The sequence below is a fragment of the Pseudomonas sp. WS 5503 genome (assembly GCF_012985385.1).
Classification (GTDB): Bacteria; Pseudomonadota; Gammaproteobacteria; order Pseudomonadales; family Pseudomonadaceae; genus Aquipseudomonas; species Aquipseudomonas paracarnis.
Window position 1 is genome coordinate 464,289 of the sequence record NZ_JAAQWI010000005.1, and the last position, 16,144, is coordinate 480,432.

Below are 16,144 nucleotides of genomic sequence, written 5' to 3' on the forward strand. Positions count from 1 at the left end.
CAAGGCGTTGAATCGCCTTGAAGAATGAGGCGTTCGGACTGTTTTTGGAGTATAGATGTGCAAATCTCTAATAAGAACGCACATAAAAGCCGGTCCAATATGCAAAAAAACATCACCTCCCTGGGCGCCCTGAACTGGGATGACCTGAAGTTTTTTCTCGAAGTGGCGCGCACCCGCAAGGCCAGCGTGGCCGCCAAGCGCCTGGCGGTGGACTACACAACCGTGTCGCGGCGCATCAGCTCTCTGGAAGTGTCCCTCGGCACGCTGCTGTTCGAAAAATCCCGGACCAACGGCTTCGTGCTCACCAGCGAAGGCCAGCGGTTGCTGGGTTATGCCGAATCCATCGAAAGCACCCTGCACATGGCCTGCGAACAGGTGTCCGGCTCCGGCGTGGCACTTTCCGGCCATGTGCGCATGGGTTGCACCGAAGGCTTCGGCAGCTTCTTCGTCACCCCGCAACTGAGCCATTTCGTCGACACTTATCCAGCGATCTCGGTGGATATCCTGCCCCTGCCCCACTTCATCAGCCTGTCCAAGCGCGAAGCCGACATCGTCATCGCCCTGGAACGCCCGGAACACGGACCGTATGTGTGCTGCAAACTGTGCGACTACAAATTGCAGTTGTACGCCACCCAGGACTACCTCGACCAACACCCGCCGATCCGCAAACCTGCGGATCTGGCCGAACATCCGTTTATCAGCTATGTGGATGATTTGGCCTTCAGCTCAGAGTTGCTGTACCTGGCCAATGTGGTGCCCGGCGCCAGCGCCAGCCTGCGCAGTACCAGCGTGATCGCACAGTACGTGGCGGCCCAGCAAGGACGGTCGATGGCGATATTGCCGTGTTTTCTGGCGGCGCAGGACCCGCGCTTGTTACCGGTGCTGGGGGAGCAGATTGCGATTACACGGCAGTTCTGGATGTATTGCCGGGAGGATTTGAGGAAGTTGAAGCGGATTACGTTGTTGTGGGATTACATTCGGGAAGTGACGGAGCAGAATCAGGGGTTGTTAATGGGGCAGACGCGGGAGATCAGGTTTGCGAAGTGAGGTGCTAAAAGGAGCAACGGAGGCTTCCTACATTTAGACCGCTCCTGCTGCAGCAATTTGCGGATGCCGAAGCCGAACTTCGCGCAGAAACTCACCCGCGCTGTTCTTGAGCCATTCAATCAGCCGAGCAATCTCCGGCTCCGACTGACGCCCGTTTCGACAAATGATGTAGTAGGCCGCAGGGGACATCATCACAGGGCTATTCAACGCAACTAACGCACCGTCTTCCAGTTGGTCATACACCAACGCAGTCCTGCCCAGCGCAATCCCTCCGCCCTTCACCGCCAGGCTGATCGCCAGGCTCGAATCCGGAAATCTCGGCCCGTGGTGATAATGCGGCGGCGCCAGCCCCTGAAACGCAAACCAGCTTTCCCACCCCGGACATACCTGATCGTCCACCCGATGAATCAGCGGATAGCGGGCGACATCCTCCAGAACAATGCCGCCCTTCAACCGCAGAAAATCGGGCGAACACACGGGGAATACGGCGTCGCGCATCAACAGTTCGACATAATGATCCGGATAGTCACCGTACCCCATCACCACGGCGACATCGTATTGATGGGCCTCCAGGCTGGTGCTGCTCATGTCGGCGCTGGTCAACACCAGATCCAGGTTGAATGAAGCCTGCGTGTGAGAGCCGTGCATCCTGGGGATTAGCCACGTCGAACAGAGGGAAGACGTGCATGATAGGTATAACGGTTGGGACTTACCGGGATTGAGTGAATGCAATACCCCATCCAGCGCCTTGAAAAACTCATCGGTAACTGGCAACAGAGCCTGCCCTGCTGCAGTCAGCTTGACGCCGCGTGAGTGCCGCTCAAACAACGACACGCCCCACCATTCCTCCAAGCCCGCGATTTGATGGCTAATGGCACTGGCGGTGAGGTTAAGCTCAGACGCTGCACGGGCGAAACTACCGGTTTGCGCTGCGCTGACGAACGCCTGAAGCATAGGTGTGGGGGGCGGACGCTGGGCCATCAGGTGCTCACTTTGATCAAAATGATCCCGCAAACAATGACGAACGCCGAAAGCATCCGTCGCCAACCGAACCGTTCGTGAAAGAACAGCGCAGCAATAATGGCGCCGATAATAACACTGGTTTCCCGCAGAGCTGAGACCTTGGCCACCGCGTCCAGCGACAAGGCAAACAACACCAATCCGTAAGACGCCAGGTAAAAAACACCGCCTAATAGCCCAACTCGCCAGTGCCCACGTATCGCACGAGCCAAGGTTGAACGTTCTTTGGAAAACGCCAGCATCGGGATCGGGATACTTTGGAATACTGTCAGGTAAATAATGTACTGCAGCACCGTCTCACTGGCTCTTACACCTTTAGCATCCACCACCGTGTAAGACGCAATAAACGCACCGGCGCACACCGCCATCAGGATCGGCTTGAACATCTGCGCCGTCATCCTGCGCACAAAGGTCAAGCTGATAATCCCCACACAAATCAGCAACACTCCCGTCAACGCCTGGGAGGACAACTGTTCATGCAGCAGAAAGTAAGAAAACAGCACGACCAATACGGGCGGCACCCCACGCATCACCGGGTAAACCTGACCGAAGTCACCCGTTTCGTACGCTTTAATCAAAAATAGCCGGTAGACCGTATTGAGCACCACAGAGACGAGTATATAGCCCCATACCTCCAGGCTAGGCACACTTACAAACGGCAACGTCAGCAGGCATATCACTAGCGCGGTGCCGTCGACCATGGCCAAGGTCATGAAGCGACTGCTACCGGCGCGAACTACGGCATTCCAAGTGGCGTGCATAAAGGCAGAAATCAAGACCAACGTGATCGCGATATCGGAGTTGTCCATGGGGCTCGGCTTATGGCGGATATGGGAGGACATACGTTATGAATACCGATGCATCATCGTTTGCGTAACCACAGCCGTAGCATATAACGATTAAGATCACTCAAAGGCTCAGCATCATTGATCTCGGAACGTGGAGCGTTCATATCAATGAAGTGCGTGCGCGTATGCAGAAACTTGTTATCGGCTGAAATAAGCACTTGCCCTGGCTCCAGCAGCACTCGATGCTGAACCGATGACTGATCGAGAACGGTATCCAGAAAGTCCAGTGCCTGGGTTTGAGCTGCTGTTAAAGGCACTCCTGCCTTAAGGTGAGCTGACTCAATGTAGACTCGAAAGTATCTGATCAGTGGAATACCTTCACTGGAAAAGCTGAGGATGGGGGCTTTAAACAGTTTTTCATCCTCTGACATGCCGCGATTCTCAAATAAGAAGTCGCATTTGAGCGCTTCCAATACTTCTGGGAACGCCATCAGCTCGGCGTATACCGCGCTTGCATCGATGAGAATGCTCTCACCTCCTAAAAGTGCTTTCTGTCCACAGGCCAGGATCAAGTAATCGATAGGCAACGGGTCGCTCACACCATCGTTATGTACATAGGCGCCTTGACGGGTCTGATGGTATCTCGCACCTTCCTCAATGCTTTTGCCACCTCGGTCATAAACCTCAATCACTTTATGACCAAGATGATTCTGTACCATGGGGACACCGAGTAAGGAACCGAATGTCCACACCAGAGATTTGAACGTTGAAAGTTTATCCACCTTAAAGCCTTCGAGAATCAAGACATGACTTTCATGATCAATCATATTTCGTATTCTATTCAGCTCCTCTCTCAGCACGCTTGACTGTAAAGGATTAATGTAAGCGACCTTGGTATCGAATCTAACACCTTGACTTACCGTCTCGAACAACTCTCTTATCGTCAATAGCTCAGCAAATGCATCTTTTGAAAGCCTGACTTTAGATACTTCCTGGCGAAAATGACTGACATTTATAGTCATCGCAATCCTTTACGGTAGTTACTTATAGCGTCCATTTAACTAAGCCCACCATTTGCGAAAAAGCGAAACTTCATCAGCCCAGCCATTAAAATTCGTCATGACAGGTCTTTCCTACAGAGAAAACTCCTAATGGTCGTTGGTAGGTTTTCGCGGCGACCAATACGCATGGGCCGCGCATTATATGTATGAGAGGGGCAAGGCCGTGGTGGATGACTTGACGCAGGCGATGACACCGAGCCGTTGAGCGAACATTCTTGCTAGCACATCGCAGAACAACTGTGAGAGGGGCTTGCCCCCTCCCACATTGGATTGCATTTCAGCTTGGGAAAGGTGAACCCGCTTAGTCTGCGATCACTACGATCGACACCCGGCGATTCTCGGTGCGGCCTGCTGTGGTCGTATTCGGCGCTACCGGCTCGCTGCTGCCCAGGCCGCGCAGTTGGATGTTTTCTTCTTTCATGCCCACGCGGGTCAGCACCTTGCCCACGCTTTTGGCGCGGCGCAGGGACAGGGCCACGTTGTACGGCTCTTTGCCCGAGGCGTCGGTGTGGCCGTCGACACGCACACGCTCGATACCCGCGCCTACCAGGGCCTGGCCGATGCGTTCGACGATGTCGGTGCTGGGTTTGTTGAGGGTTTCGACGTCGCTGCCAAACAGCACTTTGCCGGACAGGCCGAAGGCCCAGCCTTCATCGGTCAGCTCGAAGCCTTGCTGCTTGAGCACGGCGACTTGCGCCGGGGTCAGGCCTTTGGGTGGCGTCTGGCAGCCGCTGAGGGCCAGGAAGGCCACGAGCAAAGAAATAAATAAAACGCGTGTGTTAGCGAACAAGGGAATCAACTCCTGTGTTGAACGTTGGCGACGGGGTGCTCCGACTCCGCCGTTTGCTGGCCGCCCGAAGACAATCGTTTGGCCTGGTACATCGCCGCGTCGGCAGCGTTGAGCAAGGTCCCTGGCGTGGCACCATGCTCGGGATAAATCGCAATGCCGATACTGAGGGAGGTCAACACCTGGGTGTCTCCAGGCAGTGGAATCGGCATGTCCATGCTGGCAATGATTTTGTCGGCGATGCGCTGGGCGTCTTCGGCCTTGTGCAGGGGCGCCAGCAATACCGCGAATTCATCACCGCCCAGGCGCGCCACCAGGTCGTCCTCGCGCAGTTGCGCCCGCACGCGGTCGGCAACGGCCACCAGCACGGCATCGCCAGCGGCGTGACCGAAGCTGTCGTTGATGTCTTTGAAGCGGTCGCTGTCGAGGAACAGCACCGCCACCCGCTCGTTGACCTTGGCCGCGCTGCGCAGGGCACGGATCAGCCGGCCTTCGAAGAACGCGCGGTTGGGCAGGCCGGTGAGGCTGTCGTGGCTGGCCTGGTGGGCCAGGGTTTCGTTTTCGCTTTGCAGGTGGCTCTGCCAGGCTTCCATCTCACCGAGCAGGGCGTTGAAGTCGCTGCCCAGACTGTCGAGTTCGGCGATCTGCGCCGAGGGTACGCGGCGGTCGAAGTCTCGCTCGCTGCGGGCGGCGTGGGCGACGGCAGCCAGGCGTTGCAATGGCACGGTGATACCATTTAACAGACGCCGTGACAGATGCAACGCCACCCAGGCGCTGAGGGCGGTGCAGATCAGAATCCCGATCAAGCCACTGAGCAAGAAGCGCAACAGGCTGCCACCGTGGCCGACCAGATGGATGCTGCCGACGGTTTGCCCTTGCCGCAGGATCGGCTGGCTGATGGGCTGTTCGAGCAGGGCGTGCGCTATTTGCAGCTCGACCCGTGACAACATGCCGGTTTCCGGGCGAACCCAGCGCGCCAGCAGCTTGCCGTTGATATCGAATACTTCTGCCTGGGCCACTTCTTCGGTAGAGGCAATCAGGCTCAGGGCTTCGGTGGCCGCCGCACTGTCGTTGAACACCACGGCTGCTTCCACGGTGTAGTTGATCGAGCGGGCGATCAGGTGCAGGTTGTGCTCGGCGTAAACCCGCAGGGCAAGTACGCCCAGCAGGGTCAGGGACACACTGGCCAGGGTCACTGCTACCAGCGCCAGGATCATATGCCCGCGGGCAATTACCGAGCGCAGGGTCGGCCGCACTTTATCGCGACTCATGAGCCAGGCGCTCGACGACGGGACAACTGCAACACACTGGGATGGATGCGCACGCCGCTACGAGCGACGGAATCCAGGTTGACCTCGAACGACACCTGCTCATCGCTGACGCGCAGGCAGAACAGGCTGCCCACCGTGCATTGGTCGCCCCCTTCGCTGATGCTGAGTACGGGGTGGCCAATCAATGAGGTAAACAGGCGGTTGCGTTCGTCGGGGGTGATTTTGCCGATGTAGACGGCATCACAGGCATTGACGATATCCGGATGATCGACCAGCAGGCGCCGCACCAGCACCGGACGTCCTGTGGCCTGGGTGGTGCCTTTGACCAGGTCATCGGTGTACTGAGTCGGCCCGACAATGCACAGCCGCAATTGCGCAGGCTCAACCGGCCAACGGGCGTAGCTGAGGATACCGAGCACCACTTGGGTGACCGCCTGCGCACGGTGCTCGGCCAGGCTGGGCGTCTGCGCAAATAGGCGCGGCGCAAGCAGGCACAGCACCGTCACCAGTAACAGGCGTCTCCAACTCAAACTGCGCGCTTTGGGCGAGACAGCCACGTTCATGCAGCGATACTCTCAAGTGTTTTCCAGGATGATGCCGCAACGATAGCACAGCGGCGGACATCCCCACGAAGCACAGCATTCGAGGGGTTCGCTATTTTTTCAGAAAAATCAGACATCTGAATAAGAAATATCGCCTGACCTACCAGTCATTTTTTTCAGACGGAAGGTCCAACTCCAACATCAATCCGCTCAGACGCTTGACCTTGCGCCGCACCGCTTCCTCAAACACGCCGCCGCGCGGCTCAACCAGGCTGAACCAACGTTTGGCACGGGTGATACCGGTATAGATCAGCTCTTTGGTCAGCACCGGGTTGAGGGCATCCGGCAGGATCAGCGCGGTGTGAGTGAACTCCGAGCCCTGGGATTTGTGCACGGTCATGGCGTACACGGTTTCCACATCATTCAAGCGGCTGGGCAATACAAAGCGCACGCCGCCCTGGCCATCGTTACGTGGAAAGGCCACCCTCAGGACGTGGGGGCCACCGTCGCTTTCGGGCAATTTCAGGGCGATGCCGATGTCGCCGTTCATCAGGCCGAGCCCGTAATCGTTGCGGGTCATCAGCACCGGTCGGCCTTCGTACCACTGCTCGTCACCTTCGATCAGGCGTACCTTGCGCAACGCCGCGGTGATGCGCAGGTTGAGCCCTTCGACGCCCCACGGGCCCTTCCGCACGGCGCAAAGCAGTTGAAACGCGTCGAAGGCGTGCAGCAGTTGTTGCGCCCAAGCAGTCCAGGCTGGACCGTCACGCGGTGTGTCCGCAGAGGGGCGCGCCGATTGCAGCAGGTTCAGGTAGTAGCGATAACCTTGGGCGCCATCGCCCTGCCCGTCCAGTACCAGGCGCTCAAGGGCGTGGTCATGCTCACCCTTGAGGCTGACGCAGAACAGGTCGTCGTGACGGCCTGCGGCTAACAGCTGGCGGGCCTCTTCGGCGTTTTGCTGGTTGACCCAACGCGCCAGTTGACCAATACCGCTGCCCTCGCCGAAGCGGCGCGAATAGCGCAGCATCACCACTTGCTGGGCCAGGGGATGGCTGCCATCGAGGTCTTCTTGCAAGCCGCTGCTGCTGAGGTCTTCACCGCTGACGGCTTGCAGCCAGTGGCGAGTCTGCGGGCTGTACCAGCCGGCTTCGGCATCGCGGCACAAGTCGCCGAGTACGGCCCCCGCTTCTACCGAGGCCAGTTGGTCTTTGTCGCCCAGCAATACCAGGCGTGCATGGGGCGGCAGGGCGTCGAGCAGGTTGGCCATCATTTCCAGGTCGATCATCGAGGCTTCGTCCACCACCAGCACATCCAAAGGCAGCGGGTTGCCCAGGTGGTGACGGAAGTGACGGGTGCCCGGACGGCTGCCCAACAAGCGGTGGACCGTGGTGACCTGGGTGGGGATTTTTTCCCGCACGTTGTCGGGCACTGTCAGTGACAGCACTTGCTGGCTGATGGATTCGGTCAGGCGCGCAGCGGCTTTACCGGTGGGCGCAGCCAGGCGAATACGCAACGGGCTGCCGGACTCCACGGCGGGCGCCTGCAATAGCGCGAGCAGGCGCACGACGGTGGTGGTTTTACCGGTACCGGGGCCGCCGGTGACGATGCTGAAGGCGCCGCGGGTCGCCAGGGCGCAGGCGAGCTTTTGCCAGTCAATCACCCCATCGGGCGCCGGTTGGTCGAACAGGCGATTGAGCCGTTGCGGCAGATCGGCGGCGGCGTCTTCCACGCTGGCAAGGCGCAGGCGCAGGGCGCGGTCGATACGCCGCTCGTAGGCCCAGTAGCGGCGCAGGTACAGGCGCTTGCCGGACAACACCAACGGGCGGCTACGAGCCTCCTCGCTGCCATCGACGGCCAGCGCAACCAACGGGCTTGAAGCCAGGGCATGGCACCAATGCGCGCCATCCAGGCCGTGCAGCAACTGTGAGGGTAGCAGCATGGCGCCGGTGTGCAGGTCGCCTTCGGGCGGCAATGACAGGGCGAAATCCGGCGCCTTGAGGGTTTCGAACACATCCAGGCAGACGTGGCCATGGCCCAGTTGATGGCTGGTCAAGGCCGCCGCCAGCAGCACCAGGGGATCGGCCTTTGGGTCCAGCTCGTACAGGAAACCGACAAAGGCTTTGTCCAAGGCGCGCAGCCAACCCCGCTCGACCCAACGTGCAAGCAACTGCAGCAGGTCGGCAGCACGATCGAGGGGCAAAAGCGCCTCCAGCGGTAACGGCGACAGGCTCATAAGAGCACTCCTTGTTCCCAGGCGGGCTCAACCTTGGGTGGGATGGGCTTGCCCTGGAACAACAGGTCCAGGCTCTCGATCAACTCACGAGGCGGTCGGGTAAAATATGCGCCCTGGCTCACCGACTGGCTACCGCGCAGGAACAGGTACAGGGCACCGCCGACGTGCTGGTCATAATCGTAATGCGGCAGGCGCGCCTTGAGTTGGCGGTGCAGGGCCAGCAGGTAAAGTACGTATTGCAGGTCGTACCGATGCTCGAGGATCGAGTGTTCCATGGCGTCCTGGGTGTAGGCAGAGTCGTCAGGGCCGAGCCAATTGGATTTGTAGTCGGCCACGTAGTAACGGCCATCGTGCTCAAACGTCAGATCGATAAAGCCTTTGAACATGCCGTTGAGCAGCACCGGTTCGGCGGCCACACGGGACACGCCGCCATGGGTGTGCTGGCACACCAGTTTGTCGAGGGCGAGTACGTCGACGGTGTGACTGGCAAACCAGAATTCCATCTCGATCTGGTACTGCTGCAGGCCACTGAGGGTGAAGCGCTCGTTGTACAGGGGCAGTGGCGTGTGCAGCAGGTGCTCCAGCCAGCCGCTGAGGGTGACGATCCAGCCTTCCCAGTTGCGGCGGTTACAGCGCGCGCCCACGGCTTTTTCGATCGCCTCCGGGGTCACGTTGAAACCTTCTTCACCGGCCCATTCCAACAAGCCGTGAAGGAAGGTGCCTGGGTTGGGACCGCGTGGGAAACGGTGAATATCCCCGCCGGCCGCGACCGTTTCCCGAGGGGCATCGGGGTCGAGGCGTTCGTCATCGAACAGCTTCTGGGCCTGTGGGCTTTCGGGGGCTTCGAGGTTGGCGGCGCTCATGCTGTCGCCAATGCGCAAGGCGCTATAGGAGGCAATCCACCAGTTTTCTGCGGCCTTGCGTGCAGGCAGCAACGGCGCGAGCAGGGTCGCTTGGTTGCGCGGCGGGTGGAACAAGATGTCTTGGGCGTCCGGCACAAGGTCATAACCGATGGCCGCGCAGCCTTGCTGCAAGTCCAGCAACCAGCGCGCCAGCCCCGCTGACTCGCCCAACGACGCGCCGGCACCGAGCAAATAGCCCAATGCCGACAGGTGCAAGACCGAGCTGCTGTTATTGCCGCGCTTGAGGTCGGCGATGCCCAGCCAGCAGGCGTGTTTGGCGCGGGTCAAGGCCACGTACAACAAACGCAGGTCTTCGGCCAGGCGCTCATCGTCGGCTTGGGCGATCAACTCGGCCGTGGGTCGCAGGCTGACGTGGGACTTGCCGTGTTCATCGTGGTAATGCAACGGCAAGCGACTGCCATCCACGGGCTTGGCCGAACAGATGAACGGCAGGAACACCAAGTCGTATTCCAGGCCCTTGGATTTGTGGATGGTCACCACTTTGACCAGTTGCTCGTCACTTTCCAGGCGCAGGATCTGTTCTTCACCGGCCTGCCCCGACAGCGCCAGATGCTCGGCCAAATGACGGATCAACGCCTGCTCGCCATCCAGTTCCGAGGCGGCCTGTTGCAACAATTCACTGAGGTGCAACAGGTTGGTCAGCACACGCTCGCCATCACTGCGGGCGATGAGGGTTTGCGGCAGCTTGAAGTCGTGGAGCAGACGACGCAGCATCGGCAACACGCCTTGGGTACGCCAGATGGCACGGTAGCCACGGAACTGCATCACCCGCGATTCCCACGCCAGTTCGTCCTGATTCAGACGCTCCAGCTCCGACAGGGACAGGTTCAGGGTGACGCAGGCCAGGGCTGCACGCAGCGGGCGTTCGACATCCGGTTCCGCGCAAGCCTTCAACCAGGCCAACAGGTCATGGGCTTCCTGGGCGGCAAACACGGAGTCTTTATCCGACAGGTACACACTGCGCACGCCACGGCGGGCCAGTTCGGCACGTACGGTTTGGGCTTCCTTGCCATCACGCACGAGGATGGCGATGTCTGACGGCAACACGCCCTTTAGGGTGCCCTCTTTTACAAAGCCCGCGGTGCCTTGCTGCCCACCATTGAGCAGCGCAACGATTTGCGTGGCGCAGGCGGCGGCCAGGTGTTGACGATAAACCGCGTTGGAAATCGGCTGGTCGGTGGGCAGGTGCCAAAGGTTCATGGCCGGTAGCGTGTGACCGTCGACCTGCAACTGCTCGCTGCGGCCTTGGGACAGTACCGAATGGAACGGCACCGGGTTATCGCCATCAGGCTGGCGAAACAGGAACGCACCACGGCCGGTTTCCGCACGCTGGAACACATGGTTCACCGCCTCGACCATCGCATGGCTGGAGCGGAAGTTGGTGCCCAGGGTGTGATGGCGGCCGGTGGTGGCCTGCCGGGCGCGCAGGTAGGTGTAGATGTCGGCGCCGCGAAAGGCGTAGATCGCCTGCTTGGGGTCGCCGATCAGGAACAGGCCGCTGTCGAGGTGGTTTTCTTCGATGCGGTAGATGCTGTCGAAGATGCTGTATTGCATCGGGTCGGTGTCCTGGAATTCATCGATCAGGGCCACCGGGAATTGCTCGCGGATCACACTGGCCAGGCGCTCGCCACCGTCTGCCTGGAGGGCGGCGTTGAGGCGGATCAGCATGTCGTCAAACCCCATCTCGGCGCGGCGACGTTTCTCTTCCTCGAAACGTTTGCCGACCCAGCCGGCAGCGTGTTGCAGCACCGCCGCGTCGGGCGTTGGCAAGGCGTCGAGGCTGGCTTTGAGGCTGGCCATAGCCTCGATGCCAGGGTGCTGCGGCGGCTCGCCTTTCCACGCTTCGGCCATTCCGTCGGGCGTCAGGCGGGTGAAGCCGGTGCCGATGTCCAGTTGTTCCAGGGTTTCGTCAGCGGCCCAGGCGCTGATCTTTTCGAACCAGGGCTCGAAGTAACGTGCTTGCATCTTGCGCCCATCGACCGCTTTGGCGGCGACGGCTTGCAGGCAGATATCCCGCAGCTCGGCAGCCCATTGTTGCCAGGGTGCCTTGAGGGCAACTAGCGCGGCGCGGCGTTCTTGCAGGCAGGCGCTGATCAGTTCGGCTGGCTCGCGGGTTTCGTCGGTGGGCCGCTCGCTGCCGAACAACGCACGCACCCGTGGCATCAGCGCCGCGGGGCCACCCCAATTATTGCGCACCCAGTTGAGCGCATCGTCGTGCATTGGGTAGCAGAACAATCGCCAGTAGTCGCGCAGCACTTCGCCCAGCAGGTCGCTATGGTCGGTTTCCAGGGTTTGTGTGAACAGGCTGCCGCTGTCGAACGCATGTTCGCGCAGCATGCGCTGGCACCAACTGTGGATCGTGGAGACTGCGGCTTCATCCATCCATTGCGCGGCGATGTCCAGGCGATTGGCACAGGCGGGCCATTGCTGCGGATCATATTGCTCGCGCAGATCGGCAATCAGCGCATCAGGCTGTTCGATTTCGTCACGGAAGAAGCGCGCGGCTTCGGCCAGGCGGATGCGGATACGTTCACGCAGTTCCTTGGTGGCGGCGTCGGTGAACGTCACCACGAGGATTTGCGGTGGCAGCAGTTCGCGGCCGAAACCGGATTCATCACCGCCGTGGCCGAGCACCAGACGCAGGTACAGGGCGGAGATGGTGAAGGTCTTGCCGGTGCCAGCACTGGCTTCAATCAACTGGCTGCCTTTGAGCGGAAACGCCAGGGCCAAGGGTTTGCTGATCATGCGCTGGCCTCCGTGCTGGAAAGCGATCGCCAGGGGGCGTTGATCAGCGGGCGATACAGGGTTTCGCACCAGCCTTCGAATTCTTCACTGGCGACCAGGGCCGCGTAGTCGGGAAATTGCCGCGTAAGGGCAGGCGTTTCGCGGCGTTCGCCGTCAGTGGTGATGCCATCGCCTTCATAGGCTTTGCTCGCAGCCGCTTGGGCCTTGGCGGGATCAGCCTGGCCGAGCCAGGCGAACGCGGTTTTCACTGCGACCGGAAGCGGCGCGCTCATTCCCGTGTGCCAGGCCAGCAGCAGGTTACCGAGAATGTCCTCGGCGCCGGCCTTGTCCAGTGGGGCCAACAACAAGGTGTCGTCACTGGCTACCAGGCCGGTGCTCAAGGGCAGGCCACAGGCGCAGGCCACCACGTGATTGACCCAGGGGCGGATGAGGCGGTGCCACTTACGTGTCTTGATCGAACCAATGCTGTTGGGGATGGTGGTGACGCTTAAAAGTCCGCCATCACTGCGTCGGTGCAGACCGCTGATCCAACCTTCCAGCTGGATGCCTTGGTACGCAAAGCTGACCGGTTCAGCGCCAGTATGCGGGGTGGGCCACAACGCCAGAAGCTGTTGATAGCGTTGCACCAGGTCCGGCAGCGGCTCGATCAGTTCGTTACGCAGGCATTCACCGAAACCCACCATCGGCAGCAGGCCGCTGCCTTGCAGCCGCAGGGCCTGGGCGGTGAGAGCCTGATCGAGTTGGTCGGGTTGGGTGAGTGCCGCGTTCAGCAGGCTGTCGCTCAAGCTGTAGCGTTGCAATGCGTCCAGCACGAAGGGTTCTTCATCAGCCAGGGGCACTTCAGCGGCTTCGAAGAATACTTTCAGGCGCTGGCTGAAGAAGTGTTTGACCGGATTGCGCAGGAAGTCCTGTAACTGGCCAAGGCTCAGGGGTTCTTCCTGTTGGTGAGGCGTCAAGCCTTGCTCTTGGGTGATGACCGCCGGTGCCTGATGCAGCAATTGCCATTCGCGCGCATAGCTGAACAACGAATCGCCTTCGTGGAAATAGCGGGCGCTGAAGGGTTGCAGCGGGTGCTCCTGGGTCATTGCGTCGATCAGCGGCAGATCGTTGCTGGCGTGCTGCCAGCCGCTGGCGAGGTGGTCGCGTAGTTGGCCGATCAGCACCGAGGCCGGGCGATCGCTGTTGTCACGGATGCTGCGGCCTACCCAGCTGATGTACAGCTGGTCACGGGCTGACAGCAGCGCTTCGAGCAGTAAGTAGCGGTCGTCTTCGCGGCGAGAACGGTCGCCGGGGCGGTAATCGCTGCCCATCAGGTCAAAATCCAGGGGTGGCTGGGCCCGCGGGTAATCGCCGTCGTTCATGCCCAGCAGGCAAACCAACTTGAACGGGATCGCACGCATGGGCATGAGCGTACAGAAATTGACCGCCCCCGCCAGGAAGCGCTGGGACAGGCGCCCCTGATCCAATCCGGCCAACCATGCCTCACGCACGACCGTAAGGGGTAACTCGTCTTGCAGACCAACGGACTCACAGGTTTCCAGCCAGGTTTCTCTTAATTGTTCGAGCTGGGCCAGCAGGTAGTCATCGTGCTCGCTGCTGGGCAGGAAAAACAGCTGCATCAACCGTTGTAGACGCTCGCCCCAGGTTTGTGGCGACGCGGGTTCCGATAACGCTTGATGGGCATCGTTCAAGGCGTCAAGCAAGGCGACCAGTGGGCCGATCAAGGCCGCATCTAGGCCACCGATTTCGTCATAAGGTTCAATACCGTCGCAGGCCGTGCCGGTACCGACGGCATAGCCCAGCAGCATACGGCGCAGGCCGAATCGCCAACTGTTTTGCTCCAGTTCCGCGGGCAGGCCCAAACCGGCGCGTTGCTCGGCATTCAAGCCCCAGCGGATGCCGGCGCCTTCGATCCAACGATGCAAGGTGGGCAGATCACGTTCTTTGATGGCGAAGCGTTCGCGCAGGGCCGGGACGTCGAGCAGGTCGAGGATTTCGCTGACAGGGAAGCGGCTGTCGGGAAGTTTGAGCAAGTGCTCGACGGCGATCAACAGCGGGTCGCGACCACGTTGGCCTTGGTCTGTAAGGGTGAAGGGGATGAAGCGTGGGTCATGCCGTTCGAGCTGGCCGAAGACCGCGCGAATATGCGGTGCATAGCTGTCGACGTCGGGGACCATGACGATGATGTCCCGAGGGCGCAGGGAGGGGTCAGCGCTGAAGCGATGAAGTAATTGGTCGTGGAGGATTTCCACTTCGCGTTGGGCGCTGTGGGCGATATGGAAACGGATCGACGTATCGCGTTGCAAGTTGACAGCGGGCCAGAGCTCACGGGTTTCATTCAACGGGCGCAGTTCGAGGATATCGTCCTGGAGTTGGTTGAGGAGCGTGGTGGGTTCGCTGTCGCTGAACAGGTCAATACGGCCGTCGCGAAATGCGGCGCGGTAGCTGTTGGGGTCATCGTAGCTGTCCAGCAGACTGATGTAATCACGGCCCTGCTTGCCCCAGGCAGCGAGCAGCGGATGGGCGTGCTGGTGCAAAGTTTGTGGGTCGATAGTGACGGGCATGCCCGTTTTGCGCGCCTGGCGTTTGTATTCGTTACGCAGCAAGTCTTTGTCGGCGACGATGTCCGACCAATGATGGCGGCAGGGGTTATGCACGCAGAGCAGGACCTGGCTGAAACGGGCCAGACCCGCCAAGGCTTCCAGCGCCTGGGCCGGCAGCGATGAGATGCCGAAGACGATCACCCGGGGAGGCAAGCCGGGCGGTGCTTGTTCAAGGCTGTTGATGCGCTCGATGAAGCGCTGATGTACGCCGGCCCGGCTTTCGGCCATGCCTGCTTCACCCACATCCAGCAGGAGCGCGCGCCACAGCTCGGCTTGCCAGCAGTTGGCTGGGTTGAGCGGTTTGGACTCGCCTCGACCATTGCGCAGTTGGTGCCGGCCTGCGGCCCAATCTTCCAGCCAGTCGGCACGGTAGACCTGGTATTGGTCGAAGAGGTCAGCCAGGCGCTCGGCGAGTTGGTAGCGTTTGCGCAGGTCGGTGTCTTGCGTCAGGAAGCGTTGCAGAGGCTCGAAGTGCGGTTGGTCGATCAGCTCGGGTAACAGCCGCATGAGGCGCCAGGTCAGCGGGGCTTTATCAAGCAGGGACTTGGGCGGGATTTCGTCACGGCCCAAAACCATACGATAAAGCTGCCACATAAAGCTGCCAGGCAGTTGCACGTCGATGGCTGCGGCAATGCCACAGCCGCCCATATCATCGGCTTGCGGGTCTTCGGCCAAGGCCAGCTTGAGCCATTGGGCGATGCCGTTGCTTTGTACCAGGGCGATTTCGTTTTCCAAAGGCGCCAGTGGGTAACGGCGCATCCAACTGACCACCAGGCTTCGCAGCTCGTCCAGGCGGTTGCCATGAACCACCATGAATCCAGGACTGAGGGACGTCGCGTCCGGCATAACGGTTTCCTTGGGAAAAGCAAAATCGAGGGATGGACTTTAGCACTGTGGTGCACGGGGCGAACACAAGGCGAACAAGTGTACGGCGACAAGGCGGACACTTTTCGAGCGCCCAAAACAAAACCCCAACTGCTTTCGCAATTGGGGTTTCGGAATTTAATCTTGACGATGACCTACTCTCACATGGGGAAACCCCACACTACCATCGGCGATGCATCGTTTCACTGCTGAGTTCGGGATGGGATCAGGTGGTTCCAATGCTCTATGGTCGTCAAGAA

The 16,144-nt window shown here is 60.1% G+C and carries 10 protein-coding genes, 1 rRNA gene and 1 pseudogene; 2 read left to right on the forward strand and 10 right to left on the reverse strand.

Going from position 1 to position 16,144, the window contains the following annotated elements; translation table 11 throughout:
* Positions 1 to 99: 99 nt before the first annotated feature.
* A complete protein-coding gene (locus HBO10_RS16340; protein ID WP_034128788.1) occupies positions 100 to 1,047 on the forward strand; it encodes a LysR family transcriptional regulator in 948 nt (315 codons plus the stop codon).
* A gap of 33 nt (positions 1,048 to 1,080) precedes the next feature.
* Here HBO10_RS16340 and HBO10_RS16345 read toward each other — a convergent pair whose 3' ends face one another.
* Genes HBO10_RS16345 through HBO10_RS16355 form a run of 3 tightly spaced genes read right to left on the reverse strand, consistent with a single transcriptional unit; the run spans position 1,081 to position 3,877 of the window.
* Positions 1,081 to 2,028, reverse strand: a complete 948-nt coding sequence (locus HBO10_RS16345; protein WP_034128789.1) for a LysR substrate-binding domain-containing protein — start codon at positions 2,026 to 2,028, stop codon at positions 1,081 to 1,083.
* Positions 2,028 to 2,876: an EamA family transporter gene (locus HBO10_RS16350; RefSeq protein ID WP_034128790.1), complete on the reverse strand. Its 849-nt coding sequence runs from the start codon at positions 2,874 to 2,876 to the stop codon at positions 2,028 to 2,030. The genes HBO10_RS16345 and HBO10_RS16350 overlap by 1 nt, the downstream gene beginning before the upstream one ends.
* 53 nt (positions 2,877 to 2,929) lie before the next feature.
* Positions 2,930 to 3,877 (reverse strand): TauD/TfdA family dioxygenase, encoded by a 948-nt coding sequence (locus tag HBO10_RS16355; RefSeq protein WP_034128791.1) that lies wholly within the window; start codon positions 3,875 to 3,877, stop codon positions 2,930 to 2,932.
* Positions 3,878 to 4,025: 148 nt separating this feature from the next.
* Here HBO10_RS16355 and HBO10_RS16360 point away from each other — a divergent pair.
* A pseudogene (locus HBO10_RS16360) lies at positions 4,026 to 4,121 on the forward strand (DUF3077 domain-containing protein); the annotation flags it as partial.
* A gap of 96 nt (positions 4,122 to 4,217) precedes the next feature.
* Here HBO10_RS16360 and HBO10_RS16365 read toward each other — a convergent pair.
* The 7 genes from HBO10_RS16365 to rrf all read right to left on the reverse strand — a co-directional run bounded on the left by HBO10_RS16365 (position 4,218) and on the right by rrf (position 16,142).
* Positions 4,218 to 4,706, reverse strand: coding sequence for an OmpA family protein (locus tag HBO10_RS16365; protein WP_034128792.1), 489 nt, complete (start codon positions 4,704 to 4,706; stop codon positions 4,218 to 4,220).
* 5 nt (positions 4,707 to 4,711) lie between these two features.
* Complete coding sequence (locus HBO10_RS16370) at positions 4,712 to 5,974, reverse strand: diguanylate cyclase (protein WP_034128793.1); 1,263 nt, start codon at positions 5,972 to 5,974, stop codon at positions 4,712 to 4,714.
* Positions 5,971 to 6,537: a YfiR family protein gene (locus tag HBO10_RS16375; protein ID WP_034128794.1), complete on the reverse strand. Its 567-nt coding sequence runs from the start codon at positions 6,535 to 6,537 to the stop codon at positions 5,971 to 5,973. The genes HBO10_RS16370 and HBO10_RS16375 overlap by 4 nt, the downstream gene beginning before the upstream one ends.
* 139 nt (positions 6,538 to 6,676) lie before the next feature.
* Complete coding sequence (recD, locus tag HBO10_RS16380) at positions 6,677 to 8,749, reverse strand: exodeoxyribonuclease V subunit alpha (protein ID WP_034128795.1); 2,073 nt, start codon at positions 8,747 to 8,749, stop codon at positions 6,677 to 6,679.
* A complete protein-coding gene (recB, locus tag HBO10_RS16385) occupies positions 8,746 to 12,417 on the reverse strand; it encodes an exodeoxyribonuclease V subunit beta (protein WP_034128796.1) in 3,672 nt (1,223 codons plus the stop codon). Before recB ends, recD begins: the two co-directional genes overlap by 4 nt.
* Positions 12,414 to 15,866: an exodeoxyribonuclease V subunit gamma gene (gene recC / locus HBO10_RS16390; protein ID WP_034128797.1), complete on the reverse strand. Its 3,453-nt coding sequence runs from the start codon at positions 15,864 to 15,866 to the stop codon at positions 12,414 to 12,416. The genes recB and recC overlap by 4 nt, the downstream gene beginning before the upstream one ends.
* Positions 15,867 to 16,026: 160 nt before the next feature.
* A 5S ribosomal RNA gene (rrf, locus tag HBO10_RS16395) occupies positions 16,027 to 16,142 on the reverse strand.
* Between the last annotated feature and the right edge of the window lie 2 nt (positions 16,143 to 16,144).